This window comes from Pseudomonas sp. B7, assembly GCF_016735645.1.
Classification (GTDB): Bacteria; Pseudomonadota; Gammaproteobacteria; order Pseudomonadales; family Pseudomonadaceae; genus Aquipseudomonas; species Aquipseudomonas glycinae.
In genome coordinates, this window is sequence record NZ_JAERRE010000002.1 from 153,352 (window position 1) to 178,686 (window position 25,335).

The following is a 25,335-nucleotide window of genomic DNA, read 5'->3' on the forward strand; positions in this document are numbered from 1 at the left end:
TCGTGAAGTGCCTGCTCATTATTGTTATCACCAGCCGCCGGAGGACCCGCCCCCACCGAAACTGCCACCGCCGCCGCTGAAGCCCCCGCCTCCACCGCCGCCGCCAAAACCACCGCCACCAAAGCCGCCCCCTCCTCCGGAGCCGCCACGGCCGGCGGGAAGGATACCGAGCATCTGGCAGACAAAAACAGTCAGGATGAACAACATCACCAGAAATACGAACAACGCCGGGTGGCGCGAGACGAAATCATCGGCGGGATCGCCAGCCGATTCATACACCGTGGACGGTTCGTCCAGCGGATTGCCGCCCAGCACCACCAGCATCGCCGCCACACCGTCGCTGATGCCCTTGCTGAAATTTCCGGCCTTGAACGACGGTGTGATCACCTGATGGATGATCACCGAACTCTGGGCATCGGTCAGGCGATCCTCCAGCCCGTAGCCGACTTCGATGCGCAATTTGCGCTCGTCCCGGGCGACGATCAACAGCGCGCCGTTGTTTTTGTCCTTCTGGCCGATGCCCCAGTGCCGGCCGAGTTCGACGCCGTAGTCCTCGATGGGGGCGCCTTGCAGATTCGGCAACGTCACCACCACCAACTGTTCGCCGGTCGCCTGCTCGTGGGCCTGCAATTGCTGGCTCAGTTGCGCGCGCACTGACGGCTCGATCATCTGCGCCTCGTCCACCACCCGCCCGGTCAGCGCCGGAAAAGTCAACTCGGCCCGGGCGCTGACGGTGAACAGCCACAGCATCAGCACCAGGCCCATCTTCAACACACGCATGGGCATCCCCGGCTCAGAACTTCACTTCCGGGGCCTTGTCCGCGCCGGGGCTGGTGGCTTCGAAGGTCTCGCGGATCGGCAGATCGCTATACATCACGCTGTGCCACAGGCGACCGGGAAAGGTGCGGATCTCGGTGTTGTATTTCTGCACCGCCAGAATGAAATCACGACGGGCCACGGCGATGCGGTTTTCCGTGCCCTCGAGTTGCGATTGCAGGGCGAGAAAGTTCTGGTTGGCCTTCAGGTCCGGATAGCGTTCGGACACCACCATCAACCGGCTCAACGCACCGGTCAGTTGATCCTGGGCCTGCTGGAACTGCTTGAGTTTTTCCGGGTTGTCGAGGGTGCTGGCATCGACCTGGATCGACGTTGCCTTGGCCCGGGCCTCGATCACGGCGGTCAGGGTTTCTTCCTCATGCTTGGCGTAACCCTTCACGGTTTCCACCAGATTGGGGATCAGGTCGGCGCGCCGCTGGTACTGGTTCTGCACCTGGCCCCAGGCGGCCTTGGCCTGTTCGTCGAGGGTCGGGATGTTGTTGATGCCGCAGGCGGTCAACAACGTGGCCAGCACCAGCAGGGTGGCGACCTGCAAACGCGAGCGGTAGACAGGACTGACATTCATCGGACGGGTGCTCCCTTGCACATTTCATGAATAATGAATCGCGAAACATTCTCAGCCGACGGTTGGGGCATAATCGCCCCCGCCACTGGATTGCGGCGGGCCGATGGGCTAAAAAGAGGCCCTGCGCGATCACGTCGCCGAAACGTTCGACGTACATTCGGCTGTCGTTTTCTGAATCAGCACCCGAACAACAATAGTCGCTCCCTACATTTTGGCTGGCCGGTGTTGTAACGCCGTTTAGGCCCTTGAGAAAACTATTCATGAAGAAGCTGTGTTTGCTGGGCCTGTTCGTCAGCCTGGCCAGTCATCAAGTACTGGCCGCCACGACCCCGGTACCCCTGGAAAACAAGGACGCGTTCATCAGTAACCTGATGAAGCAAATGACCCTCGACGAGAAGATCGGCCAGTTGCGCCTGATCAGCATCGGCCCGGAAATGCCCCGCGAGCTGATCCGCAAAGAGATTGCTGCCGGCAACATCGGCGGCACCTTCAACTCGATCACCCGCCCGGAAAACCGCCCGATGCAGGACGCTGCCATGCGCAGCCGCCTGAAGATTCCGATGTTTTTCGCGTACGACGTGATCCACGGTCACCGTACGATTTTCCCGATTCCGCTGGCCCTGGCATCGAGCTGGGACATGGACGCCATTGGCCGGTCCGGGCGCATTGCCGCCAAAGAGGCCGCCGCCGACAGCCTCGACATCACCTTCGCTCCGATGGTCGACATCTCCCGCGACCCGCGCTGGGGCCGCAGCTCCGAAGGTTTCGGTGAAGACACTTATCTGACCTCGCGCATCGCCAAAGTCATGGTCAAGGCTTATCAGGGCGAGACCCCGAGCGCCGCCGACAGCATCATGGCCAGCGTCAAGCACTTCGCCCTGTACGGCGCGGTCGAGGGTGGTCGCGACTACAACACCGTCGACATGAGCCCGGTGAAGATGTACCAGGACTACCTGCCACCGTACCGCGCCGCGATTGATGCCGGCGCCGGTGGCGTGATGGTCGCGCTGAACTCGATCAACGGTATCCCGGCCACCGCCAACACCTGGCTGATGAACGACCTGCTGCGCAAGGACTGGGGCTTCAAGGGCCTGGCGGTCAGCGACCACGGCGCGATCTTCGAACTGATCAAGCACGGCGTGGCCCGCGACGGTCGTGAAGCGGCGAAGCTGGCGATCAAGGCCGGCATCGACATGAGCATGAACGACACCCTGTACGGCAAAGAGCTGCCTGGGCTGCTCAAGTCCGGCGAGATCGAACAGAAGGACATCGACAACGCGGTGCGTGAAGTGCTCGCTGCCAAGTACGACATGGGCCTGTTCAAGGACCCGTACCTGCGCATCGGCAAGGCTGAAGACGATCCGGCCGACACCTACGCCGACAGCCGTCTGCATCGCGCCGACGCCCGTGAAGTGGCGCGTCGCAGCCTGGTGCTGCTGAAGAACCGGAACGAAACCCTGCCGCTGAAGAAAACCGCGAAAGTCGCGCTGGTCGGCCCGCTGGCCAAGGCCCCGATCGACATGATGGGCAGTTGGGCAGCCGCCGGTCGTCCGGCGCAATCGGTGACCCTGTTCGACGGCATGAGCAATGTGATCGGCGACAAGGCGAACCTGATCTACGCCCGTGGCGCCAACATCACCAGCGACAAGAAGGTTCTCGACTACCTGAACTTCCTCAACTTCGACGCCCCGGAAGTGGTCGATGACCCGCGTCCGGCCAACGTGCTGATCGACGAAGCGGTGAAAGCCGCCAAGGACGCCGACATTGTGGTTGCAGCGGTGGGCGAGTCCCGTGGCATGTCTCACGAATCGTCGAGCCGTACCGACCTGAACATCCCGGAAAACCAGCGTGAGCTGATCCGTGCCCTGAAAGCCACCGGCAAGCCGTTGGTGCTGGTGCTGATGAACGGCCGTCCGCTGACCATCCTCGAAGAGAAAGAACAGGCTGACGCGATTCTGGAAACCTGGTTCAGCGGCACCGAAGGCGGCAATGCCATCGCCGACGTGCTGTTCGGCGACTACAACCCGTCGGGCAAACTGCCGGTGACCTTCCCGCGTTCCGTGGGCCAGATCCCGACCTACTACAACCACTTGAGCATTGGCCGGCCGTTCACGCCGGGCAAACCGGGCAACTACACCTCGCAGTACTTCGATGACACCACCGGTCCCCTGTTCCCGTTCGGTTTCGGTCTGAGCTACACCGATTTCAGCCTGAGCGACATGGCGCTGTCCTCGACCACCCTGAACGCCACCGGCAAGCTCGACGCCAGTGTCACGGTCAAGAACACCGGCAAGCGTGACGGCGAAACCGTGGTGCAGCTGTACATCCAGGACGTCACCGGTTCGATGATCCGTCCGGTCAAGGAGCTGAAGAACTTCCAGAAAATCATGCTCAAGGCCGGCGAGCAGAAGGTTGTGCACTTCACCATCACCGAAGATGACCTGAAGTTCTACAACGCCCAGCTCAAGTACGCGGCCGAGCCTGGCAAGTTCAACGTGCAGATCGGCCTGGATTCCCAGGACGTGACGCAGCAGAGCTTTGAACTGCTGTAACTGTTAAAGCTAACCGATCGTTCCCACGCTCCGCGTGGGAATGCCTCAATGGACGCTCTGCGTCCGCTTTGGAACGCGGCGCGTCCCGGGCTGCATTCCCACGCGGACGGTTCGACGCCTCGACGTGGGAACGATCAATCGGGGACAGCGACTAGCCGCGTCTGTCGAGCAAGTTGACCACCACCCGATCCACCCAGCCCCAGATCCGCTGCTTCACCCGCCGCCACAGTGGCCGTTTTCGCCATTCCTCCAGACTCACCTGCTGACTCAGGCCGAAGTCCTTCTCGAAACTCGCCGCCACCGCTGCCGTCAATGACGGATCCAGCGCTTCCAGATTCGCTTCAAGATTGAAGCGCAGATTCCAGTGATCGAAATTGCACGAGCCGATGCTCACCCAGTCGTCCACCAGCACCATTTTCAGGTGCAGGAAACACGGCTGGTATTCGTAGATTTTCACCCCGGCCTTGAGCAGGCGCGGGTAGTAGCGATGCCCGGCATAACGCACCGACGGGTGATCGGTGCGCGGCCCGGTCAGCAGCAGACGCACGTCGAGGCCACGGGCGGCAGCCTTGCGCAGGGAGCGGCGGATTTTCCAGGTCGGCAGGAAGTACGGCGTGGCCAGCCAGATACGCTTTTGGCCACTGTTCAAGGCGCGGAACAGCGATTGCAGAATGTCCCGATGCTGGCGGGCGTCGGCGTAGGCCACACGGCCCATGCCCTCGCCCGTGTCCGGCACACGGGGCAACCGTGGCAGCCCAAAATGCGCGTTGGGCCGCCAGGCCCGGCGATGGCGGTTGGCGATCCATTGGCGGTCGAACAGCAACTGCCAGTCGAGCACCAGCGGGCCGGTGATTTCCACCATGACCTCGTGCCATTCGCTGGTGTCGTGGCCCGGCGTCCAGAACTCATCGGTGACCCCGGTGCCGCCGACCACCGCCAGACGCTGGTCGACCAGCAACAGCTTGCGATGATCGCGATAGAAATTGCCGACCCAGCGCCGCCAGTTCAGCCGGTTGTAAAAACGCAGCTCGACCCCGGCACCAGTCAGCCGCCGGCGCAGCGTGAGGGTGAACGCGAGGCTGCCGTAATCATCGAACAGGCAACGCACCCGCACGCCCCGCTCCGCCGCCAGCACCAGTGCCTGCACGATGGTTTCGGCACAGGCACCGGCTTCCACCAGATACAACTCCAGTTCGATCTGCTCACGGGCGCGGGCAATCTCGTCGAGCATGCGCGGGAAGAATTGCGGGCCGTCGATCAACAGCTCGAAGCGGTTGCCATCACGCCACGGAAACACCGCGCCGCGCATGTCAGCGCGCCGTGAAGATCAGCACCGCACCCACCGGCACCGACAGACTGATGGCCGACAGGCCGGCCAGGTTGCGCAGGCTTTCCAGGCCCGGCAGCAGATCGAAATCCTCGGCGCTGATCACCAGCGGCTCCAGGGTCACCACCTGAAAGCGTCGGTCATCGAGGCGCGTGGCAAGCAGTTCGGCGGGGTATTCGTGTTGCTTGCCGTGCAGGTTGACGGTCAACGGCAGGCGCAATTCCAGCTGCGCGCCGGGGGCCAGATCGTTGATCGGGCGCAGGTCGATCTGGGTGGTGATGGTCGCTTCGGGGAATTGCTCGATCTGGAACAACTCCTTGCGCATGCGCTCGTCGCGCAGCGGGATGCCGCTGTTGATCGAGTCCAGCTCGACTTCGACTTCGGCGCGGCCATCGGGATCGACCTTGCCGTGCAGCACCAGAAAGCGCTGCACTTCGGACACGTTGGCGTTTTTCGTGCTGACGAACGACAGCCGCGACGACTCGCCGTCCAGATACCAGTTGGCCTGGGCCGGCAGCGCAGCGGCGCCCAGCAGCAGGCCGGCGAAGGCGTTGCACAGAGAACGGTTGAACATTGAAGACTCGTGGGGCCGATAAACGTGCACGAACCTTAACTGGCCGTGGCGTTATTGCAAACTGTCAGTCTGTGCAAACACTCAGGACAGTGCCTGTTGCACCTCGCCGATGGTCGACGCGAGGCTGTTGAGGTGCAGGCTCAGCACCCGTTCCACCGGCGCCTGATCCATTGGCCAGTGCAGCGCCATGCTGCCGACCAGCCGCCCTTGGGCACGGATCGGCAAGGCCACCGCGCGAATCAGGAACGGCAGGCGCACCGGGTATTCCCAATAACCTTCTGTGCGCTGGCCGAAGCCCTGATGCAAGGCTTGTTCGGTGGCCTGCAATACACCGTCATCCGCCAACTGTTCGCGTTCGGCCAGACGTTTCACGTCCCGGCTATCAAGTTCGCCAAGGCACGCGCGGCCCATCGCCGAATGAAACAGGCTGGCGTGATGGCCGACGATCTGACAGTTGTTCGGATAGCGCTTGCGCAGCACTTGCGGAATCGCGCTTTCCATCACTTCGACCCGCTCGCCGTCGAAGCACGACAGATCCGCCACCAGCCCGGTGCGCTCGCTCAGCTCCAGCAGCATCGGCGCGGCGCTTTCCACAAGGTGGCGTTTGAAACGTTGCTGACGGTCACCGAACAGTCGCTTGGCGCACAACCGGTAGCGGCGATCGCTGAGGCCGCGATAGACCCAGCCCTGCTCCTGCAAGGTCGCGAGCATCCGCGACACCGTGGCCTTGGGCAGAGCCGTCAGATAGTGCAACTCTTCCAGCCCCAACGCCTGATGCTCGCCGAGCAACTCGACGATGGCCAGCGCCCGTTCGACCGAGCGCACGCTGCCGGTGTCTGCCTTGCTGCCCATGTGTTCGACCTCCATGGATGCGGATGAAAGATCACTTCGTGCAGCAAGATGCGGGCCGCTCAGGCCGATTGCAGGCATGCCGGCGGTCGCCGTTCGACCCAGCGGGTCAACTGTTCATGGGCGTAGGCCAGTTGCAGCACCGCCCGATCCGCCTGGGCCGGACCGATGATTTGCAGGCCCATCGGCAGCCCGGCCGGGTTGAAACCGACCGGCACGCTGATGCTCGGCAGCCCCGCCAGCGTCGGGCCGATCACCACCTCCATCCAGCGGTGATAGGTGTCCATGGTCTGCCCGCCGACGACTCGCGGCCACGCTTGCTGTGCATCAAAAGGGAACACTTGGGCGGTGGGCAACAGCAGGAAATCGTAACGCTCGAATAACTCGCTCAACGCGCGATACCACTCACTGCGCGCGACTGACGCCTGATAGACCTCGGCAGCGGTCAGACGCAGACCGCCCTCGATTTCCCATTGCGCTTCGGGTTTGAGCAGCGCCCGTTTTTGCGGATAGGCATAGGCCGCGCCGAGGCTGCCCTGCACCAGAAAATGCCGGTGGGTGAGCCAGGTCTGCCACAGGCGTTCCATGGAAAAGTCCGGCTGACAGGCCTCGACGTGGCAACCCAGCGCACTGAAATCCGCCAGCGCCGATTCGCACAGGCTCAACACGCCGTCTTCCATCGGCAGATAGCCGTTGTAATCGCCGAGCCAGCCGAGGCGCAGGCCGCTGCAGTCCTGTTGCAGATCCTGCCCGAAATCCCGTGGTTCATCAGCCAGCGACAACGGCACACGCGGATCGTAGCCGGCCTGGGTCGAGAGCAATCGCGCGACGTCGGTGACCGTGCGCCCCATAGGCCCTTCGGTGGCCAGTTGCTGGACGAACACTTCCGGCATCGGGCCGTGAGGCACGCGGCCCTGGGACGGGCGGAAGCCGAACACGTTGTTGAACGCCGCCGGGTTGCGCAGCGAGCCCATCATGTCACTGCCGTCGGCCACCGGCAGCAGGCGCAGGGCCAGCGCCACCGCCGCCCCGCCGCTGCTGCCGCCGGCGATCAGGCTCGGATCGTAGGCGTTGGTGGTGGTGCCGAACACGCTGTTGTAGGTCTGCGAACCGAGGCCGAATTCCGGGACGTTGCTTTTGCCGATGATGATCGCGCCGCAGTCGCGAACCCGCGCCACGCTGATCGCGTCGTGCTGCGGCACTTGCTCGGCGAACAGTGGCGAGCCGAGGGTCGTGCGCAGTCCGGCAGTGGCCGCCAGGTCCTTGATCGCCTGGGGCATGCCGTGCATCCAGCCTCGGGACTCGCTGCGATCCAGTTGCCGATCGCATTCATCGGCCTCGCGCAGCAGCACGTCTTGCGGGCGCAGCGAAACCAGCGCATTGACCGCCGGATTGAAGCGATCAATGTGCGTCAGGTAGGCCTGCATCACCTCGCGGCACGACACCTTGCGGGCATGGATCGCCCGGGACAGCGCATCGGCGTCGAGGGCGACAATCGGATCAATGGCTAACGGACTCACGGTTTCACTCCCAGGTTGAGCGCAACGGATTTCTTCGCGCGTGGTGCCTCCTGCAAACAGTAAGTACCGAGCAGGGTCAGCAGGCAAGCGAACAAGACATAGAACGACGGCGCCACCGGGGTGTTCAGAACTTTGCTCAGCCAGGTGACGATCAGCGGCGCGAAACCACCGAACACCATCACCGCTACGTTGTAGGCCACCGACACACCGGTGGAGCGCACCTCAATCGGAAACTGCTCGGCCAATGCCGTCGGGGCCGGGCCGAAGACCCCCCCAATCGCCGTGCACAGCAGCAGTTGCATCACCAGCAAACGCTCGATCGACGGCGCCGTCGCGACCCACACGTAAAGCGGATAGACCATGACGAAAAACGCCAGGGTGAAAGCCATCAGCACCGGCCGCCGACCGAGGCGATCCGACAGTGCGCCGGAGAACGGAATCACCACGGTCATCAACCCCACCGCGAGCATCTGCACCAGCAACACCTGATCCAGCGGCAGGCCGAGGTTCTTGTGAGCGAAGGTCGGCATGTTCACCAGCACCACGTAAAACGACACCGTCGCCCCGCACGCCAGGCCCATCGACACCAACAGGCTGCGGCGATGTTCGCGCAGTACCTGCCACAGGCCCGGCGCGGCGCCTTTGGCTTTCTTGCGCGCTTCGAGAAACTCTTCCGGTTCCTCCATGTGCTTGCGAATCCACAAGCCCACCGGGCCGATCAACAGGCCGAGCACAAACGGAATCCGCCAGCCCCAACTATCCAGCGCCTCGGGGGAAAACAGGTGCGTGACCAGCGCCACCATCGCCGCGCCGCTGAACACCGCCAGGCATTGCCCGACCAGTTGCCACGAACCGTACAAGCCCTTGCGATGGGCCGGCGCGCTCTCCACCAGAAACGCCGTGGCGCTGGCGTATTCACCGCCCGTGGCAAAACCCTGAAGCATCCGCGCCACCACGATCAGCAGCGGCGCGCCCATGCCGATGGCGGCGTAGTTCGGCGCGAACGCGATCAGGGCGATGGACACGGTCATCAGGCGGATGATCATTTGCATCGCGGCTTTGCGACCTTTGCGGTCGGAGTAGATGCCGAGCAGGATGCCGCCCACCGGCCGCATGAAAAAGCCGACGCCGAAAGTCGCCAGCGCCATCAGCAGCGAAGCGTAGTCGTCGTCGGACGGGAAAAATTGCCGGGCGATGATGCTCGCCAGAAAGCCGTAAACGATGAAGTCGTACCATTCCAGGGCGTTGCCGATGACGGCGGCGACCACTTGCCGGGTGCGCGAAACGCCAGAGTTTGAAGGCTGCATGGGGATTCTCCAGAAGCTGTGGGTTGACCACGCAGGCGCGTGCGCACCTGCGTTCCAGCGGCAGCAAAAAGTGAAGAAATCAGGCCGGCTTGAGCCAGCTCTCGGTGAGCGCGCCCCAATACGCCGCGCCGGTCAGCAGGATGTCATCGTTGAAGTCGTAGGCCGGGTTATGCACCATCGGCCGCGCCACGCCGTTGCCGATGAACAGATAGGCGCCGGGGCAGCGCTGGAGCATCCAGGCGAAGTCTTCGCTGCCCATCAGTTTCGGAGTGTTGCCATCGACGGCGTCGGTACCGACCAGTTCGACGCCGACCTGACGGGCGAACTCGGTTTCGGCGGCGTGGTTGACCAGCACCGGGTAGGCCGGGCGGTGTTCGATGGTCGAGGTGCAGCCGAAGCTCTCGGCCTGCGCTTCGATGATCGAGCGTACGCGGTCCAGTGTCTGAACACGGACTTCGGCATTCAACGCACGCAAGCTCAGGCGCAGGATCGCCTGTTGCGGAATCACGTTCGCCGCTTCGCCGGCCTGCAATGCGCCGACCGTTACCACCGCCGCCTGCTGCGCATCGATGTTGCGCGCGACCACGGTTTGCAAAGCCATCACCACACTGGCCGCAGCGACCAGCGGATCCACCGCCAGATGCGGCATCGAGCCGTGGCCGCCGACGCCTTCAATCGTCACTGTGAGCAAGTCCTGCGAAGCCATCATCGGCCCTTCGCGAAAGCCCAGATGACCCGCTGGCAGGCCCGGCATGTTGTGCATGCCGAACAGCGCATCGCACGGAAAACGTTCGAGCAGGCCATCGGCGAGCATCGCTTCCGCCCCGCCCTGGCCCTCTTCGGCGGGCTGAAAAATCAGCGTCAGGGTGCCGTCGAACTGACGGGTCGCGGCCAGATAACGCGCCGCACCGAGCAACATCGCGGTGTGCCCGTCGTGGCCGCAGGCGTGCATGCAGCCTTGATGCCGGCTGCTGTAGGCGACACCGGTATTTTCGATGATCGGCAGCGCATCCATGTCGGCCCGCAGCCCGAGTTTGCGTGTGCTGCTGCCGTTGCGCAGCACGCCGACCACGCCGGTCTTGCCGACGCCGGTGTGGACTTCATAGCCCCACTCTTCGAGCGACCTGGCGACCAGCGCCGAGGTGCGGCTTTCTTCGAAACCGAGTTCAGGGTGGGCGTGAATGTCCTGGCGGGTGGCGTGCAGGTCGCTGGCCACATCGTTGAGCCAGGCCAGAATGTGCTGATGTCGGGGCATGACGGATCTCCTCGCGCGGGTGTTCCCGGTCTTGTTGTTCGGTGTTGTTTCACGACACGTGAACGGCAGGTCGTGCTCACCGCCAGATAACCGCGAGACACGCGAGAGGACAATCGAATGTGGTTCCACAGGGTGGAACCGGATCAGGGTTGCAGGCGACAGCCCTGGCGTTCACCTTGCCATTGGGCGCTGTTGCTGCGTCCCAGGCCGCTGGCAGTGACGATTTTTTGCGTGCGGTCATCGGTCAGTTCGCTGGGCAGCCACTGCTTCACGTAGCCCCGGCAATATTCGGCGTCGTTGTTCATGACGTAGCGGCACGAACAATATTCCTTGGCGGTGTAGGCGCTGATGATGTCGGGGAAGGCCCACAGGTTTTCGCGCTCGTGCCAACCCCAGCCCAGCAACACGACCAACATCACCAGCAGGATGCGTCTGAACCGTTTCATGGCCGCACCGCCCCGAGCACGCGCTTGAGCAATTCGTTGTGGCGATAGCTGCCGTCGCGGTCATCGGCGTAGCGCACGATCACCAGTTTTTCGCTCGGGATCACGTACAGCGCCTGGCCCCAGTGGCCGAGGGCGGCGAAGGTGTCGGGCGGTGCGTCGGGCCATGGGGAGGCGGCGCCATCCGCCGGGCGATTGAGCCACCAGTGGCCGCCGGGCACGGCTTCGTCCTGATTCGCCTTGTAGCCGGCGAAGGGTTGGCGGTTGAAGGCGACCCAGTCTTTGGGCAACAACTGCCGGTCGTTCCAGCGTCCGTCACGTTCCATCAGCAGGCCGATTCGCGCCAGATCCCGGGCCGTCATATAGGCATAGGAAGAGGCGACGAAAGTGCCGGTGGCGTCGGTTTCCCACGTGGCATGGCGGATGCCCAAGGGTTCGAAAAGCGCAGTCCACGGATAGTCCGGATAACGTTGCGGACCGACGACGGTTTTCAGCGCGGCGGCCAACAGATTGCTGTCGCCGCTGGAATAGCGGAACGCCTGACCCGCCGGCGCGTAGCTGTCGTGATCGGCGGTGAAGGCGGCCATGTCGCGGTGGCCACGGGTGTAGAGCATCGCCACCACCGAGGATTTCAATGGGGCGTATTCGTAGTCTTCCTGCCAGTCGATGCCCGAGGCCCAGTGCAGCAGATCCTTGAGGGTGATGGCCGGGTGTTTTTCCAGCACCGGGTAATATTTCGCGGCCGGGTCATCGAGCTTGAACAGGCCTTCGCCGTACGCCACGCCGAGCACCGTGGCCATCAGGCTTTTGCTGATCGACCAGGTCAGGTGCGGGGTGTCGGCGGTGGTCGCGGCGGCGTAGCGTTCGTAGATGAGCTGGCCGTCACGGATCACCAGCAAGGCGTCGGTGCGAATGCCTTTTCGGGTGCTGTCATCGCGGGTCGGGAAGGCGTAGGCCTCCAATGCATCGACGGCCGGGCTGGTGAGTTTCGGGCCGGTCGGCCATTGCTCGCCCGGCCATTGTTCGGCCTGAACCGTGAAGCTGATCAGCAGCAGAAACAGGGACAGGCCTTTGAACATGACGAGGGCTCTGGGAATGAACCTGAGAAGACTAGCCGGCGTTCATGACAGATGTGTTTTGGTTTGCCCCCAAAGCCTTGGCCAGGCGTTTGGCCCGCGCACCCGCCGCCAGTTGCATGACCGATTGATCGCGCTGCCACATCGTCGCCCACTCAGGATTACCGTCACGCAGGGCCTGATCGACCTCCGCGTTAAGCCCGTCGAACTGCGCAAACAATCCGCCGAGCAACACATGCCCAGCAGGGTTGTTCGGCGGCTGGCGACTGACTTCCGCGCAACCGGCCAACAGCGCCAGCAAGCGCAATTGCAACGGCTGCGGCCAGCCGCTGTCCTGACCGACGCCGTACAGCCACGCGGTCATTGCGCTCAACACGTATACGTCTTCAAGGGTGCGGAACGGTTTGACGTAAGCATCCCAACCGTCCCCGGCGAGCAACTCGCACAACGCATCGTCGAGATGCAGCCGACCATGGCTGATGTCCGGCATCAACGGCAGCGCCGGGAGTTTTTCCACCCGCACGCCGGGTTCGCCGGGATACACCACCGCCAGACTCAGGCGCGGTGATTCGTCGGGTTGCTCACTGCGCGCGGCGATAAGCAGCCAGTCCGCCGCGTCGCCGGCAGTGACGAAATCCTTTCGCCCGGTGAGGCGCAGATCCGTGAGCCGGGTCTGCATGTCCGCCGGGCGCAGGCTGCGCTGCTCGGTCGCACACAACGCGCCCAGGCTCGGCGGCGCGCTCGGCCAGAGCATGCGCAGCGCCGCCTGATAACCCACCAGAAACGCCAGCCCCGGCGTCGCCATTCGCCGCCCTCCCGCCACCGCCAGTTCGAACGGCGTGACGCTGCCCAGTTGCTGCAGCAACGTGGCGAAGCCCTCCGCCAGGTCGACAACGGCGGGCAGGCGTTCGCGGCATTCAAGCAGGGTCGACCAGGTCATCAGAGGCTCCTCGTGGGCTGTCATATAAGCATCACCAAACATTCATGGCGATGACACCGGGGCTACATAGCCTGACTTTGCACAACACGGCTGCATAAAGAAAGTCGATCGGCTGCAACCCATGACGGGTTCAAGGCCCGTACGGAGATTCACATGACTCAGATCGCCCGCATCAGCGACACCGGCAATGAACGCCGCCTGCAAGCCGAACGCCTGATCGGCGCCGAGGCCTTGCAGCAAGCCCAGGCCTTGCGCTTCAACGTGTTCAGCGGCGAGTTCAACGCCAAGCTGAATGGCGCGGAGCTGGGTCTGGACATGGATGACTATGATGTTCACTGCAGCCACATCGGCGTGCGTGACCTGAACACCGGCCGCCTGGTGGCGACCACCCGTTTGCTCGATCACACCGCCGCCAGCAGCCTGGGCAAGTTCTACAGCGAAGAAGAATTCAGCCTGCACGGCCTCGCCGGTCTGCAAGGCCCGATCCTGGAAATCGGCCGCACCTGCGTCGACCCGGCCTACCGCAACGGCGGCACCATCGCCGTGCTCTGGGGGGAACTGGCCGAAGTCCTGAATCAGGGCGGCTACAGCTACCTGATGGGTTGCGCGAGCATCCCGATGCAGGACGGCGGCGTACAGGCCCACGCGATCATGCAGCGTCTGCGCGAACGTTATCTGTGCACCGAACACCTGCGCGCCGAGCCGAAGAACCCGCTGCCGAGCCTCGACATTCCGTCGAACGTGATCGCCGAAATGCCGCCGCTGCTCAAGGCCTACATGCGCCTGGGCGCGAAGATCTGCGGCGAGCCGTGCTGGGACGAAGACTTCCAGGTCGCCGACGTGTTCATCCTGCTCAAGCGCGACGAACTCTGCCCGCGCTACGCCAAGCACTTCAAGGCGGCCGTGTGATGAGCCGGCTGCGGGTGTACGCGCGGATCGCGCGAGTGCTGCTGGTGGTGACGCTGGGCTTGAGCATGGCCAGTGTTTTCGGGGTTTTCGAGCGTCTGGGGCTCGCTCATTCGATGCAACGCCGGCAGCGCTGGTCGCGGTTTTTCATGGCGCGCCTGAGCAATGCCCTGCCCTTTCGCGTGACCGTGCATGGCGAGCTTCCGAAACAGCCGATGCTGTGGGTCAGCAACCATGTGTCGTGGACCGACATTCCGCTGCTCGGGATGCTCACGCCGCTGTCGTTTCTGTCCAAGGCCGAAGTGCGCACCTGGCCGGTGGCCGGTTGGCTCGCGGCGAAGGCCGGCAGTCTGTTCATCCGTCGCGGTTCGGGCGACAGCCAGTTGATCCGCAAGCAAATGACCCGTCACCTGCAAACCGATCATCCGCTGCTGATGTTCCCCGAAGGCACCACCACCGATGGCCGTTCGCTGCGTACCTTTCACGGTCGCCTGCTGTCGGCGGCGATTGATTCCGAGGTGAAACTGCAGCCGGTGGCGATCCGTTATCTGCGTGAGGGCAAGATAGATTCGCTGGCGCCGTTCATTGGTGACGATGATCTGCTGTCGCACCTGATGCGCCTGTTCAGCAACGATTGCGGCGATGTCGAGATTCATCTGCTCAAACCGATTGCCTGCCAGGGCCGGGAACGCGCGGCGCTGGCGTTCGAGGCACAACAGGCGGTGCAGAAAGCCTTGTTCGGCGATGTGCTCAAACCGGTCGAAGCGCAACACGCCCGCGATCTGATCGCCGCCTGATCGGCGACGTCTGCCTACAGCTGCCGGCCGGCAAAGTCCTGCAGCTGTGGGTAGAACAAGCGGAAGTCTTCGCTCAACGGTTCATACAACCGCCGCAACTCCTCCATCGCCCCCGCCAGTTCTTCGGGCCGGGTCAGGCGTCGGGAGATGCCGCGTAACACCTGCTCCAGCACTTCGAACTCCTGATACGAGCCCAACCAGTCATTGGCCACCATGTGCGGGGCGATCCTCGCCAGGCGCTCGGGCAATTGCCGCTCGCTGGACAGCACGCGGTAAACGTCGGTGGTGAATTGGCCCAACGGACGGTCGGCGTACAGCGTCCAGTCCCGCGCCAGGCAATGGTCGAAAAACACATCGAGGACGATGCCCGCGTAACGGCGGCGGGTCGTGGAAAACCGCGCCAGTGAGGCATCCACCAGCGGGTGGCGATCGGTGAACACGTCGATCTGTCGATGCAGGGCAATCGCCGCCTCGATCTCCGGGTCGAACTGCCCTTGCAGCCGCCCTTTGACGAAATCGCCATACAGACTGCCGAGCAGTTGACCGGGGCGCTGGCCACCGAGGTGTAAATGTGCGAGATAGTTCATGGGCGCAGCTTAGCACCGCGCCCGCGTTTGTTTACACCTCACATATCGTTATAACCCGATATACCGATTTATGCGGTCATCAGATCAAATTCATATTGGTGTATCGCGAAGTACCGATATAAAGTTCGCCTCATCGCGATATAGCGCTACACACATCACGAGCACCCAGCCATGAACATTGACCTCGACGAAATAATAAAAGCCCTGGCACACCCAGTACGGCGAGACATCCTCAACTGGCTGAAAGACCCGAAAGCCCAGTTTCCGGAACAGATCCACAACCACGAGTACGGCATCTGCGCCGGGCAGATCGATCAACGCTGCGGCCTGTCGCAATCGACCGTCTCCGCCCACCTGGCCACCCTGCAACGGGCCGGGCTGATCAGCAGTCAGAAAGCCGGCCAGTGGCACTTTTTCAAACGCAACGAGGACGTGATCCAGGCGTTCCTCAGCACCCTCAGCAAAGAGCTCTGACCCTTAACGTCAGCCAGCCAAAAGGATCCAACGATGCCCCTCTCGCTTCTCATACTCGCCTTGAGCGCCTTCGCCATCGGCACCACCGAGTTCGTCATCATGGGCCTGCTGCCCAATGTGGCGGCTGACCTCGGTGTGTCGATCCCCGGTGCCGGCTGGCTGGTGACCGGCTACGCCCTGGGCGTGGCGATTGGTGCGCCGTTCATGGCAATGGCCACTGCAAAACTGCCGCGCAAGGCTGCACTGGTTACGCTGATGGGCATCTTCATTATCGGCAACCTGCTCTGCGCCATCGCCACTGATTACAACGTGCTGATGTTCGCTCGAGTGGTCACCGCCCTCTGCCACGGTGCGTTCTTCGGCATCGGTTCGGTGGTCGCGGCCAACCTGGTGGCACCGAACAAACGCGCCTCGGCCGTGGCCCTGATGTTCACCGGCCTGACCCTGGCCAACGTGCTGGGTGTACCGCTGGGCACCGCCCTCGGTCAGGAAGCCGGCTGGCGCTCGACCTTCTGGGCAGTGACCGTGATCGGTGTGATCGCGCTGATCGGCCTGATCCGCTTCCTGCCGGCCAAGCGTGACGAAGAAAAACTCGACATGCGCGCCGAACTGGCCGCGCTCAAGGGCGCCGGGATCTGGCTGTCGCTGAGCATGACCGCGCTGTTCGCCGCCTCGGTGTTCACGTTGTTCACCTACGTCGCACCGCTGCTGGGCGATGTCACCGGTGTTTCGCCCCGTGGCGTGACCTGGACCCTGATGCTCATCGGCCTGGGCCTGACTGTCGGCAACATCATCGGCGGCAAACTGGCTGACAAGGGCCTGGCCGCGACGCTGATCGGCGTGTTCATCGCCATGGCCGTGACCTCCACCGTCCTGACCTGGACCAGCATCGCGCTGATCCCGACCGAGATCACCCTGTTCCTCTGGGCCACCGCGTGTTTCGCCGCGGTGCCGGCCCTGCAAGTGAACGTCGTGACCTACGGCCAGGCCGCACCGAACCTGGTGTCGACCCTGAACATCGGCGCCTTCAACGTCGGCAATGCCCTCGGCGCCTGGGTCGGCGGCAGCGTCATCGCCCACGGCTACGGCCTGACCAGCGTGCCTCTCGCCGCTGCAGCGCTGGCGGTTCTCGCGCTGCTGGTGACCCTGATCACATTCCGCCAGAACGGCAATCCCGAGCTGGCCACCGCTAACTGATTCACTCACTTACCTCACGAGGGTTGTATCTCATGGCAACAATTTTCGATCCGATCAAACTGGGCGACCTCGAGCTGTCCAACCGCATCATCATGGCGCCGCTGACCCGTTGCCGCGCCGACGAAGGCCGCGTACCGAACGCGCTGATGGCCGAGTACTACGTACAACGCGCCTCGGCCGGCCTGATCCTCAGCGAAGCCACCTCGGTCACCCCGATGGGCGTCGGCTACCCGGACACCCCGGGCATCTGGTCCAACGACCAGGTGCGCGGCTGGACCAACGTGACCAAGGCCGTTCACGCCGCCGGCGGCAAGATCGTCCTGCAACTGTGGCACGTCGGCCGGATCTCCCACCCGTCGTACCTGAACGGCGAAACGCCGGTTGCACCGAGCGCCATCCAGCCAAAAGGCCATGTCAGCCTGGTTCGCCCGCTGGCCGACTATCCAACCCCGCGTGCGCTGGAAACCGCTGAAATCGCCGACATCGTCGACGCCTACCGCGTGGGTGCGGAAAACGCCAAGGCGGCCGGTTTCGACGGCGTGGAAATCCACGGCGCCAACGGTTACCTGCTCGACCAGTTCCTGCAAAGCAGCACCAACCAGCGCACCGACAACTACGGCGGCTCCCTGGAAAACCGTGCACGCCTGCTGCTGGAAGTGACCGACGCGGCCATCGAAGTCTGGGGCGCCGGCCGTGTCGGCGTACACCTGGCACCACGCGCCGACTCCCATGACATGGGCGACGACAACCTGGCCGAAACCTTCACCTACGTCGCCCGCGAGCTGGGCAAGCGTGGCATCGCCTTCATCTGCTCCCGCGAGAAAGAAGGCGCCGACAGCCTCGGTCCACAACTGAAAGAAGCCTTCGGCGGCGCGTACATCGCCAACGAGCGTTTCACCAAGGACAGCGCCAACGCGTGGCTGGCCGAGGGCAAGGCTGACGCCGTGGCATTCGGCATCCCGTTCATTGCCAACCCGGACCTGCCGGCCCGTCTGAAGGCCGATGCGCCGCTGAACGAGCCGCACCCGGAAACCTTCTACGGCAAAGGTGCGGTCGGTTACCTCGACTACCCGACCCTGTAAGCCACACCGCAGAAACACAAAAGCCCCCGACTCGTGAGAATCGGGGGCTTTTTATTGGTCGCCGGACGGGTGACTCGCTCACATTCCTTCACAGGCTCGACACAAAATCCCTACAAAATACGTAGCTCGCTACATATCAACCCGCGCCGCAGAGGTATATAAAAGCATCCCATTGCAGCGGGGCGAGTGAACAGGGATCTTCACCCTCCTCCGTCATTGACACAAACTGATCCAACAACGAATTTTGTTTCATTTGCGCAGGCTGGGGCTCAGGCGCAGCATGTCCAGCCCGGTATCGACCCAGCGTTCGGCCTCGGCGTACAGCTCGAAGCTGTCCGGCGCCAATAGCCATCCATAAAGGAGGCCGTCGATATAGGCGTGAATGCTGATGGCTGCCCGGGCAGTGTCGAGGTCTGCCGGCAACTGCCCACGATTGACCGCATTACTCAGTGTCAGCGCGATCCGCACATTGCAATCGAGGCTGGCGGTCCGGCGCTGCTGGCGCAGGTCGCACATTTCATCGGTGAACTCGCACTTATGAAACAGAATTTCGTTGATACGCCGGGTCTTCGGATCCAGCGCAACTTGATGAAACAAATGAATCAGCAATTTGCGCATGCAACCCAGCGGATCGGGTTCGTCCTCGCTTTCGCTGGCCTTGGCCAGTTCGTCCAGCGGCTCATGCAGGGTATCGAGCATGGCCTGCAGCAGATCGGCCTTGTTGCTGAAGTGCCAGTAGATCGCACCGCGCGTCACCCCGGCCAAGGTAGCGATGTCCGACAGGGTCGTGCGGGCCACGCCCCGCTCATAGAAGGCTTTCTCGGCCGCTTCGAGAATCTGGCTGCGCGTTTCCTGAGCTTCCTCTTTGGTACGACGAACCATGGCAGTAAAACCTCAAACAGGATGTTTCAGGGATGGCTGAATATCCGCTGAATAAAAAAGGGTTGATCTCTCGCGGATCGGATCCCCGGCCTACAATTTCAGACCTTGCGACGACTTTTGTAACAGGGTGGATACGACGCCAAGGTGTTTACAAACAACCATGAACGTAAGTATATTCCTTAGCAAGCTACTTATCCACCCGGTAACCCTTTTTTACCCTTCCACACTTCTTGTGCGCTTTTCGCGCGCCTGACCCGAGGATCTTCATGCAATTCAAGCCAGCTGTTACCGCTCTGGTCACTGCCGTCGCCCTGGCATCGCTGCTCAGCGGATGTAAAAAGGAAGAGGCGGCTCCCGCCGCACCACCTCCTCAGGTCGGCGTCGTCACCCTGCAACCACAAGCCTTTACCCTGACTTCCGAATTGCCGGGCCGCACCAGCGCGTTCCGCATCGCCGAAGTTCGTCCGCAGGTCAACGGCATCATTCTCAAGCGTCTGTTCAAGGAAGGCGGCGATGTCAAAGCCGGCCAGCAGCTGTATCAGATCGATCCGTCGGTCTATGAAGCGACCCTGAAAAGCGCCGAAGCCAACCTGCGTTCGACCAAGTCGATCTCCGACCGCTACAAGCAACTGGTCGACGAGCAGGCCGTCAGCCGTCAGGAATACGACACCGCCGTGGCCAACCGCCTGCAATCGGAAGCGTCGTTGCAGACCGCACAGATCAACGTGCGCTACACCAAGGTCTACGCACCGATCTCCGGTCGTATTGGCCGCTCTTCGGTGACCGAAGGCGCGCTGGTCAGCAACGGACAGGCCGATGCGATGGCCGTGATCCAGCAACTGGACCCGATCTACGTCGACGTCACCCAGTCCTCGGTCGAGTTACTGGAGCTGCGCCGCGAACTGGAAAGCGGTCGTTTGCAGAAGGCCGGCGACAACGCCGCTGCGGTCAAGCTGACCCTCGAAGACGGCAGCCAGTACAAGCTCGACGGTAAGCTGGAATTCTCCGAAGTGTCGGTCGATCAGACCACCGGTTCCGTGACCCTGCGCGCCGTGTTCCCGAACCCGGATCACACTCTGCTGCCGGGCATGTTCGTCCACGCGCAGTTGCAGGCCGGTGTGAACAGCGCCGCGATCCTCGCGCCGCAGCAAGGCGTGACCCGCGACCTCAAAGGCACCCCGACCGCACTGGTCGTCGGCCCGGACAACAAGGTCGAACTGCGTCAGCTCAAGGCCAGCCGTACTGTCGGCAGCCAGTGGCTGATCGAGGACGGCCTGAAGGCCGGCGATCGCCTGATCACCGAAGGGCTGCAATTCGTCAAACCGGGTGTTGAGGTCAAACCGACCGAAGCGACCAACGTCGGCAACAAGAACCCGGCCCCCGCTCAGGCAGCTGACAAAGCCGCCGGCGGCAAAGGGGAGTAATCCATGTCAAAATTTTTCATCGACCGTCCGATTTTCGCTTGGGTAATTGCCCTGGTGATCATGCTGGTCGGGGCACTTTCGATCCTGAAACTGCCGATCAACCAGTACCCGAGCATTGCGCCACCGGCCATTGCAATCTCCGTGACCTACCCGGGTGCTTCGGCACAGACGGTTCAGGACACCGTGGTCCAAGTGATCGAGCAGCAGCTCAACGGTATCGACAACCTGCGTTATGTGTCCTCGGAAAGTAACTCCGACGGCAGCATGACCATCACCGCGACCTTCGAGCAAGGCACCAACTCCGACACCGCGCAGGTTCAGGTCCAGAACAAGCTGAACCTGGCCACCCCGCTGTTGCCGCAGGAAGTGCAGCAACAGGGTATCCGCGTGACCAAGGCAGTGAAGAACTTCCTGCTGGTGATCGGCGTGGTGTCGCGTGACGGCAGCATGACCAAGGACGACCTGTCCAACTACATCGTGTCGAACATGCAGGACCCGATCTCGCGGACCGCCGGTGTAGGTGACTTCCAGGTCTTCGGTGCCCAGTACGCGATGCGCATCTGGCTCGACCCGGCCAAGTTGAACAACTTCAACCTGACCCCGGTCGACGTGAAAACCGCGATTGCGGCGCAGAACGTCCAGGTGTCGTCCGGTCAGCTCGGCGGCTTGCCTGCCGTGCAGGGCCAGCAGCTGAACGCCACGATCATCGGCAAGACCCGTCTGCAGACCGCCGAGCAGTTCAAAGAGATTCTGCTCAAGGTCAACAAGGATGGCTCTCAGGTCCGTCTGAAAGACGTCGCCGACGTCGGCCTGGGTGGCGAGAACTATGCGATCAGCGCCCAGTTCAACGGCAGCCCGGCTTCCGGTCTGGCGGTAAAACTGGCCAACGGCGCCAACGCCCTCGACACCGCCAAGGCACTGCGCAAGACGATTGACGACCTCAAGCCGTTCTTCCCGCAAGGCATGGAAGTGGTGTTCCCGTACGACACCACCCCGGTGGTGACCGAGTCGATCAAAGGCGTGGTTCACACCCTGGTCGAAGCGATTGCGCTGGTGTTCCTGGTGATGTTCCTGTTCCTGCAGAACTTCCGCGCCACGGTTATCACCACGATGACCGTGCCGGTGGTATTGCTCGGTACGTTCGGCATCCTCGCGGCGGCCGGTTTCAGCATCAACACCCTGACCATGTTCGGTATGGTGCTGGCCATCGGCTTGCTGGTGGACGACGCCATCGTCGTGGTGGAAAACGTCGAGCGGGTGATGAGCGAAGAAGGCTTGTCACCGAAGGAAGCGACCAAGAAATCCATGGGACAGATCCAGGGCGCCCTGGTCGGTATTGCCTTGGTACTGTCGGCGGTATTGCTGCCGATGGCGTTCTTCAGCGGCTCCACCGGTGTGATCTACAAGCAGTTCTCGATCACCATCGTGTCGGCCATGGCGTTGTCGGTACTGGTCGCGCTGATCTTCACCCCGGCGCTGTGCGCCACCATGCTCAAGGCGATTCCGCACGGTGAGCACGGCACGCCGAAAAAAGGTTTCTTCGGCTGGTTCAACCGCAATTTCGACCGTGGCGTCAACAGCTACGAGCGCGGTGTCGGCAACATGCTGTCGCGCAAGGCACCGTATCTGCTGGCGTACCTGCTGATCGTGGTCGGCATGATCTGGCTGTTCACCCGCATTCCGACCGCTTTCCTGCCGGAAGAAGACCAGGGCGTTCTGTTCGCCCAGGTGCAGACGCCAGCCGGTTCCAGTGCCCAGCGCACTCAGGTGGTGGTGGATGAAATGCGTGAATTCCTGCTGCGTCCGACCAAGGATGGCGGTGAAGGCGACGCGGTAGCCTCGGTGTTCACCGTGACCGGCTTCAACTTCGCCGGCCGTGGCCAGAGCTCGGGTATGGCGTTCATCATGCTCAAGCCGTGGGACGAACGTAACGCCGACAACAGCGTGTTCAAACTCGCCGCCCGCGCCCAGCAGCACTTCTTCAGCTTCCGCGATGCGATGGTGTTCGCCTTCGCCCCGCCAGCAGTACTGGAGCTGGGTAACGCCACCGGTTTCGACGTGTTCCTGCAGGACCGCGCCGGTATCGGTCACGAGAAGTTGATGGCTGCACGCAACCAGTTCCTCGGCATGGCCGCGCAGAGCAAGGTGCTCACCCAGGTCCGTCCGAACGGTCTGAACGACGAGCCGCAATTCCAGCTGGAAATCGACGACGAGAAGGCCAGTGCCCTGGGCATTACGATCTCCGACATCAACAACACCCTGTCGATTGCATTGGGCAGTAGCTACGTCAACGACTTCATCGACCGTGGTCGGGTGAAGAAGGTGTACGTGCAGGGCCGGCCAGACTCGCGCATGAGCCCGGAAGACCTGAAGAAGTGGTACGTGCGCAACGCCTCCGGCACCATGGTTCCGTTCTCCGCGTTCGCCAAGGGCGAGTGGATCTACGGTTCGCCGAAGCTGGCGCGTTACAACGGCGTTGAAGCGGTCGAGATCCTTGGTGCCCCGGCGCCGGGTTACTCCACCGGTGAAGCGATGGCCGAAGTCGAGGCGATTGCCAAGAAACTGCCGGCCGGCGTGGGTATCTCGTGGACCGGTCTGTCGTACGAAGAACGCCTGTCCGGCTCGCAGGCTCCGGCGCTGTACGCCCTGTCCCTGCTGATGGTGTTCCTGTGTCTGGCGGCGCTGTATGAAAGCTGGTCGATTCCGATCGCGGTCATGCTCGTGGTACCGCTGGGGATCATCGGTGCGTTGATGGCCACCAGCCTGCGCGGTCTGTCGAACGACGTGTACTTCCAGGTGGGTCTGTTGACGACCATTGGTCTGGCGGCTAAAAACGCCATTCTGATCGTCGAGTTCGCCAAGGAATTGCACGAGCAGGGACGCAGTCTGCGCGATGCGGCCATTGAAGCCTGCCGCATGCGTCTGCGACCGATCATCATGACGTCGCTGGCCTTCGTCCTCGGTGTTGTACCGTTGGCTATCTCCACCGGCGCAGGCTCGGGCAGTCAACACGCGATCGGTACCGGCGTGATTGGCGGTATGCTCACCGCAACGATCCTGGCGATTTTCTGGGTTCCACTGTTCTTCGTCACTGTGTCGTCCATGGGGCAGCGCAAAAACGCCGGCAAGGATGACGCCATAGAAACTCCTAAAGAGGCTGGCCAATGAGCAAGTCGCTACTCTCCATCGCAGTCGCCGCCTTCGTGCTGAGCGGTTGCTCGCTGATACCGGATTATCAGCAGCCGGAAGCACCGGTGGCCGCGCAGTTCCCGCAGGGCCCGGCGTACTCGCCGGCCCAGGCACCGGCGCAGGCCGCTGCCGAGCAGGGCTGGAAACAGTTTTTCCATGACCCGGCCCTGCAACAGCTGATCCAGGTCGCCCTGGAAAACAATCGCGACCTGCGTGTCGCGGCGCTGAACATCGACGCCTATGCGGCTCAATACCGCATCCAGCGCGCCGACCTGTTCCCGGCCGTGTCGGCCAATGCCAGCGGCAGCCGTCAGCGGGTTCCGGCCCGTGCGTCGCAGACCGGTGAAGCGGCCATCAGCAGTTCCTACTCCGCTACCGTCGGCATCAGCGCCTACGAACTCGACCTGTTCGGTCGGGTTCGCAGCCTGAGCGAACAAGCGCTGCAACAATACTTCGCCACCGAAGAAGCGCGCCGCAGCACCCAGATCAGCCTGGTGGCCAGCGTGGCCAACGCCTACCTGACCTGGCAGGCCGACAAGGAACTGCTCAAGCTGACGCAAGACACCCTCGGTGCCTTCGAGGAAAGCTACAAGCTGACCAGTCGCAGCAACGAAGTCGGTGTGGCCTCGGCGCTGGACCTGGCGCAGTCGCGTACCTCGGTGGAAAACGCCCGGGCACAACTGGCGCGTTATACCCGCCAGGTGGCCCAAGACGAAAACAGCCTGACCCTGCTGCTGGGCACCGGCATCCCGGCCAACCTGCAAGCGGCCAAGCCGCTGTCGGATGACCTGCTGGCCGACGTACCGGCCGGTCTGCCGTCGGATCTGCTGCAACGTCGTCCGGACATCCTGCAGGCCGAGTACAACCTGAAGGCCGCCAACGCCAACATCGGCGCGGCCCGTGCAGCGTTCTTCCCGAGCATCAGCCTGACCGCCAACGCGGGCAGCCTGAGCCCGGACCTGTCCGGCCTGTTCAAGGGCGGTTCGGGTACGTGGCTGTTCCAGCCGCAGATCAACCTGCCGATCTTCAACGCCGGCAGCCTGCGTGCAAGCCTCGACTACGCCAAGATCCAGAAGGACATTGGCGTGGCGAGCTACGAGAAGTCCATTCAAACGGCCTTCCAGGAAGTCGCCGACGGCCTGGCCGCACGCCAGACCTACACCGAGCAGTTGCAGGCCCAGCGTGATTTCGTTCAGGCCAACCAGGATTACTACCGCCTGGCCGAGCGTCGCTATCGCATTGGCGTCGATAGCAACCTGACCTTCCTCGATGCCCAGCGTCAGCTGTTCAGCGCACAACAATCGCTGATCACCGACCGCCTCGCGCAGCTGACCAGTGCGGTCAACCTGTACAAGGCCCTGGGCGGTGGCTGGAATGCGCAGACCGCGCAGAACGAGCCGCTCAAAGAAGAAGCGCCGAAGATGAAGCTGTTCTGATCATCTGCTGAATACAAGAAGCCCACCGTTTGGTGGGCTTTTTGTTGCCTGCGAATCTTGCGTTCGATAATCGCCCGAATTCCACTTTCGCCGATTGAATCGCCTCGCCCGCGCCC

General features: G+C 62.7%; 22 protein-coding genes. 9 read left to right on the top strand and 13 right to left on the bottom strand.

From position 1 onward, the window contains the following. Positions 1-27: 27 nt before the first annotated feature. Positions 28-780, bottom strand: a complete 753-nt coding sequence (locus JKA62_RS05550; protein ID WP_011332846.1) for a TPM domain-containing protein — start codon at positions 778-780, stop codon at positions 28-30. A gap of 13 nt (positions 781-793) precedes the next feature. Beyond that, positions 794-1,402 carry a LemA family protein gene (locus tag JKA62_RS05555; RefSeq protein ID WP_007957897.1) on the bottom strand — a complete coding sequence of 203 codons (609 nt, stop codon included), beginning with the start codon at positions 1,400-1,402 and terminating at the stop codon, positions 794-796. A 260-nt stretch (positions 1,403-1,662) separates the two neighbouring features. Between JKA62_RS05555 and bglX the strand changes: the two genes are divergently transcribed. After that, positions 1,663-3,954, top strand: coding sequence for a beta-glucosidase BglX (gene bglX, locus JKA62_RS05560; RefSeq protein WP_201816734.1), 2,292 nt, complete (start codon positions 1,663-1,665; stop codon positions 3,952-3,954). A gap of 151 nt (positions 3,955-4,105) precedes the next feature. Here bglX and JKA62_RS05565 read toward each other — a convergent pair whose 3' ends face one another. The 9 genes from JKA62_RS05565 to JKA62_RS05605 form a co-directional block, all read right to left on the bottom strand. After that, the gene (locus JKA62_RS05565; RefSeq protein WP_011332844.1) at positions 4,106-5,263 is read right to left on the bottom strand and encodes a phospholipase D-like domain-containing protein; all 1,158 of its coding nucleotides are present in this window, start codon (positions 5,261-5,263) and stop codon (positions 4,106-4,108) included. Position 5,264: 1 nt separating this feature from the next. Then, positions 5,265-5,855 carry a YceI family protein gene (locus JKA62_RS05570; protein ID WP_011332843.1) on the bottom strand — a complete coding sequence of 197 codons (591 nt, stop codon included), beginning with the start codon at positions 5,853-5,855 and terminating at the stop codon, positions 5,265-5,267. Positions 5,856-5,936: 81 nt separating this feature from the next. Further along, complete coding sequence (locus JKA62_RS05575) at positions 5,937-6,707, bottom strand: IclR family transcriptional regulator (RefSeq protein WP_011332842.1); 771 nt, start codon at positions 6,705-6,707, stop codon at positions 5,937-5,939. Positions 6,708-6,766: 59 nt separating this feature from the next. After that, positions 6,767-8,224, bottom strand: a complete 1,458-nt coding sequence (locus JKA62_RS05580; protein ID WP_201816737.1) for an amidase — start codon at positions 8,222-8,224, stop codon at positions 6,767-6,769. Further along, positions 8,221-9,531 (bottom strand): citrate-proton symporter, encoded by a 1,311-nt coding sequence (locus JKA62_RS05585; protein ID WP_201816740.1) that lies wholly within the window; start codon positions 9,529-9,531, stop codon positions 8,221-8,223. The genes JKA62_RS05580 and JKA62_RS05585 overlap by 4 nt, the downstream gene beginning before the upstream one ends. A 79-nt stretch (positions 9,532-9,610) precedes the next feature. Beyond that, positions 9,611-10,786 (bottom strand): M20 aminoacylase family protein, encoded by a 1,176-nt coding sequence (locus tag JKA62_RS05590; RefSeq protein WP_011332839.1) that lies wholly within the window; start codon positions 10,784-10,786, stop codon positions 9,611-9,613. Positions 10,787-10,929: 143 nt separating this feature from the next. Next, positions 10,930-11,232 (bottom strand): hypothetical protein, encoded by a 303-nt coding sequence (locus JKA62_RS05595; RefSeq protein WP_011332838.1) that lies wholly within the window; start codon positions 11,230-11,232, stop codon positions 10,930-10,932. Continuing rightward, the gene (locus JKA62_RS05600) at positions 11,229-12,308 is read right to left on the bottom strand and encodes a serine hydrolase domain-containing protein (protein WP_201816743.1); all 1,080 of its coding nucleotides are present in this window, start codon (positions 12,306-12,308) and stop codon (positions 11,229-11,231) included. Before JKA62_RS05600 ends, JKA62_RS05595 begins: the two co-directional genes overlap by 4 nt. A 31-nt stretch (positions 12,309-12,339) precedes the next feature. Then, positions 12,340-13,245, bottom strand: coding sequence for an acyl-CoA dehydrogenase family protein (locus JKA62_RS05605; RefSeq protein ID WP_201816746.1), 906 nt, complete (start codon positions 13,243-13,245; stop codon positions 12,340-12,342). 153 nt (positions 13,246-13,398) lie between these two features. On the opposite strand from JKA62_RS05605, the gene olsB reads away from it, so the two are divergent. Continuing rightward, on the top strand, positions 13,399-14,154 hold the full coding sequence (gene olsB / locus JKA62_RS05610; RefSeq protein WP_007957877.1) for an L-ornithine N(alpha)-acyltransferase: 756 nt from the start codon (positions 13,399-13,401) through the stop codon (positions 14,152-14,154). After that, positions 14,154-14,948 carry a lysophospholipid acyltransferase family protein gene (locus JKA62_RS05615; RefSeq protein WP_201816749.1) on the top strand — a complete coding sequence of 265 codons (795 nt, stop codon included), beginning with the start codon at positions 14,154-14,156 and terminating at the stop codon, positions 14,946-14,948. The genes olsB and JKA62_RS05615 overlap by 1 nt, the downstream gene beginning before the upstream one ends. A 14-nt stretch (positions 14,949-14,962) precedes the next feature. On the opposite strand, the gene JKA62_RS05620 is transcribed toward JKA62_RS05615, so the two are convergent. Continuing rightward, entirely contained in the window at positions 14,963-15,535 is a 573-nt protein-coding gene (locus JKA62_RS05620; protein WP_011332834.1) for an acyl carrier protein phosphodiesterase, read from the bottom strand. A 171-nt stretch (positions 15,536-15,706) separates the two neighbouring features. On the opposite strand from JKA62_RS05620, the gene JKA62_RS05625 reads away from it, so the two are divergent. The 3 genes from JKA62_RS05625 to JKA62_RS05635 are packed head-to-tail and all read left to right on the top strand — an operon-like array spanning position 15,707 to position 18,288. Then, a complete protein-coding gene (locus tag JKA62_RS05625; RefSeq protein ID WP_007957866.1) occupies positions 15,707-16,009 on the top strand; it encodes an ArsR/SmtB family transcription factor in 303 nt (100 codons plus the stop codon). A gap of 33 nt (positions 16,010-16,042) precedes the next feature. Continuing rightward, positions 16,043-17,206: an MFS transporter gene (locus JKA62_RS05630; RefSeq protein ID WP_011332833.1), complete on the top strand. Its 1,164-nt coding sequence runs from the start codon at positions 16,043-16,045 to the stop codon at positions 17,204-17,206. 32 nt (positions 17,207-17,238) lie between these two features. Next, positions 17,239-18,288: an alkene reductase gene (locus JKA62_RS05635; RefSeq protein WP_011332832.1), complete on the top strand. Its 1,050-nt coding sequence runs from the start codon at positions 17,239-17,241 to the stop codon at positions 18,286-18,288. 249 nt (positions 18,289-18,537) lie between these two features. Here JKA62_RS05635 and emhR read toward each other — a convergent pair whose 3' ends face one another. Next, the gene (emhR, locus tag JKA62_RS05640; protein WP_007957850.1) at positions 18,538-19,170 is read right to left on the bottom strand and encodes an efflux system transcriptional repressor EmhR; all 633 of its coding nucleotides are present in this window, start codon (positions 19,168-19,170) and stop codon (positions 18,538-18,540) included. Positions 19,171-19,436: 266 nt separating this feature from the next. Between emhR and emhA the strand changes: the two genes are divergently transcribed. The 3 genes from emhA to emhC are packed head-to-tail and all read left to right on the top strand — an operon-like array spanning position 19,437 to position 25,219. Continuing rightward, positions 19,437-20,594, top strand: a complete 1,158-nt coding sequence (gene emhA / locus JKA62_RS05645; RefSeq protein WP_011332830.1) for an efflux RND transporter periplasmic adaptor subunit EmhA — start codon at positions 19,437-19,439, stop codon at positions 20,592-20,594. A 3-nt stretch (positions 20,595-20,597) separates the two neighbouring features. Next, a complete protein-coding gene (emhB, locus tag JKA62_RS05650; protein ID WP_085748206.1) occupies positions 20,598-23,762 on the top strand; it encodes an efflux RND transporter permease subunit EmhB in 3,165 nt (1,054 codons plus the stop codon). Next, positions 23,759-25,219: an efflux RND transporter outer membrane subunit EmhC gene (gene emhC, locus JKA62_RS05655; protein WP_201816751.1), complete on the top strand. Its 1,461-nt coding sequence runs from the start codon at positions 23,759-23,761 to the stop codon at positions 25,217-25,219. The genes emhB and emhC overlap by 4 nt, the downstream gene beginning before the upstream one ends. The last annotated feature ends 116 nt before the right edge of the window (positions 25,220-25,335 follow it).

Excerpts from the sequence above, each read along its gene's own strand:
- JKA62_RS05550 (WP_011332846.1), bottom strand. The coding sequence starts at position 780 with ATGCGTGTGTTGAAGATGGGCCTGGTGCTGATGCTGTGGCTGTTCACC.
- JKA62_RS05555 (WP_007957897.1), bottom strand. The coding sequence starts at position 1,402 with ATGAATGTCAGTCCTGTCTACCGCTCGCGTTTGCAGGTCGCCACCCTG.
- bglX (WP_201816734.1), top strand. The coding sequence starts at position 1,663 with ATGAAGAAGCTGTGTTTGCTGGGCCTGTTCGTCAGCCTGGCCAGTCAT.
- JKA62_RS05565 (WP_011332844.1), bottom strand. The coding sequence starts at position 5,263 with ATGCGCGGCGCGGTGTTTCCGTGGCGTGATGGCAACCGCTTCGAGCTG.
- JKA62_RS05570 (WP_011332843.1), bottom strand. The coding sequence starts at position 5,855 with ATGTTCAACCGTTCTCTGTGCAACGCCTTCGCCGGCCTGCTGCTGGGC.
- JKA62_RS05575 (WP_011332842.1), bottom strand. The coding sequence starts at position 6,707 with ATGGGCAGCAAGGCAGACACCGGCAGCGTGCGCTCGGTCGAACGGGCG.
- JKA62_RS05585 (WP_201816740.1), bottom strand. The coding sequence starts at position 9,531 with ATGCAGCCTTCAAACTCTGGCGTTTCGCGCACCCGGCAAGTGGTCGCC.
- JKA62_RS05590 (WP_011332839.1), bottom strand. The coding sequence starts at position 10,786 with ATGCCCCGACATCAGCACATTCTGGCCTGGCTCAACGATGTGGCCAGC.
- JKA62_RS05595 (WP_011332838.1), bottom strand. The coding sequence starts at position 11,232 with ATGAAACGGTTCAGACGCATCCTGCTGGTGATGTTGGTCGTGTTGCTG.
- JKA62_RS05600 (WP_201816743.1), bottom strand. The coding sequence starts at position 12,308 with ATGTTCAAAGGCCTGTCCCTGTTTCTGCTGCTGATCAGCTTCACGGTT.
- JKA62_RS05605 (WP_201816746.1), bottom strand. The coding sequence starts at position 13,245 with ATGACCTGGTCGACCCTGCTTGAATGCCGCGAACGCCTGCCCGCCGTT.
- olsB (WP_007957877.1), top strand. The coding sequence starts at position 13,399 with ATGACTCAGATCGCCCGCATCAGCGACACCGGCAATGAACGCCGCCTG.
- JKA62_RS05615 (WP_201816749.1), top strand. The coding sequence starts at position 14,154 with ATGAGCCGGCTGCGGGTGTACGCGCGGATCGCGCGAGTGCTGCTGGTG.
- JKA62_RS05620 (WP_011332834.1), bottom strand. The coding sequence starts at position 15,535 with ATGAACTATCTCGCACATTTACACCTCGGTGGCCAGCGCCCCGGTCAA.
- JKA62_RS05625 (WP_007957866.1), top strand. The coding sequence starts at position 15,707 with ATGAACATTGACCTCGACGAAATAATAAAAGCCCTGGCACACCCAGTA.
- JKA62_RS05630 (WP_011332833.1), top strand. The coding sequence starts at position 16,043 with ATGCCCCTCTCGCTTCTCATACTCGCCTTGAGCGCCTTCGCCATCGGC.
- JKA62_RS05635 (WP_011332832.1), top strand. The coding sequence starts at position 17,239 with ATGGCAACAATTTTCGATCCGATCAAACTGGGCGACCTCGAGCTGTCC.
- emhR (WP_007957850.1), bottom strand. The coding sequence starts at position 19,170 with ATGGTTCGTCGTACCAAAGAGGAAGCTCAGGAAACGCGCAGCCAGATT.
- emhA (WP_011332830.1), top strand. The coding sequence starts at position 19,437 with ATGCAATTCAAGCCAGCTGTTACCGCTCTGGTCACTGCCGTCGCCCTG.
- emhB (WP_085748206.1), top strand. The coding sequence starts at position 20,598 with ATGTCAAAATTTTTCATCGACCGTCCGATTTTCGCTTGGGTAATTGCC.
- emhC (WP_201816751.1), top strand. The coding sequence starts at position 23,759 with ATGAGCAAGTCGCTACTCTCCATCGCAGTCGCCGCCTTCGTGCTGAGC.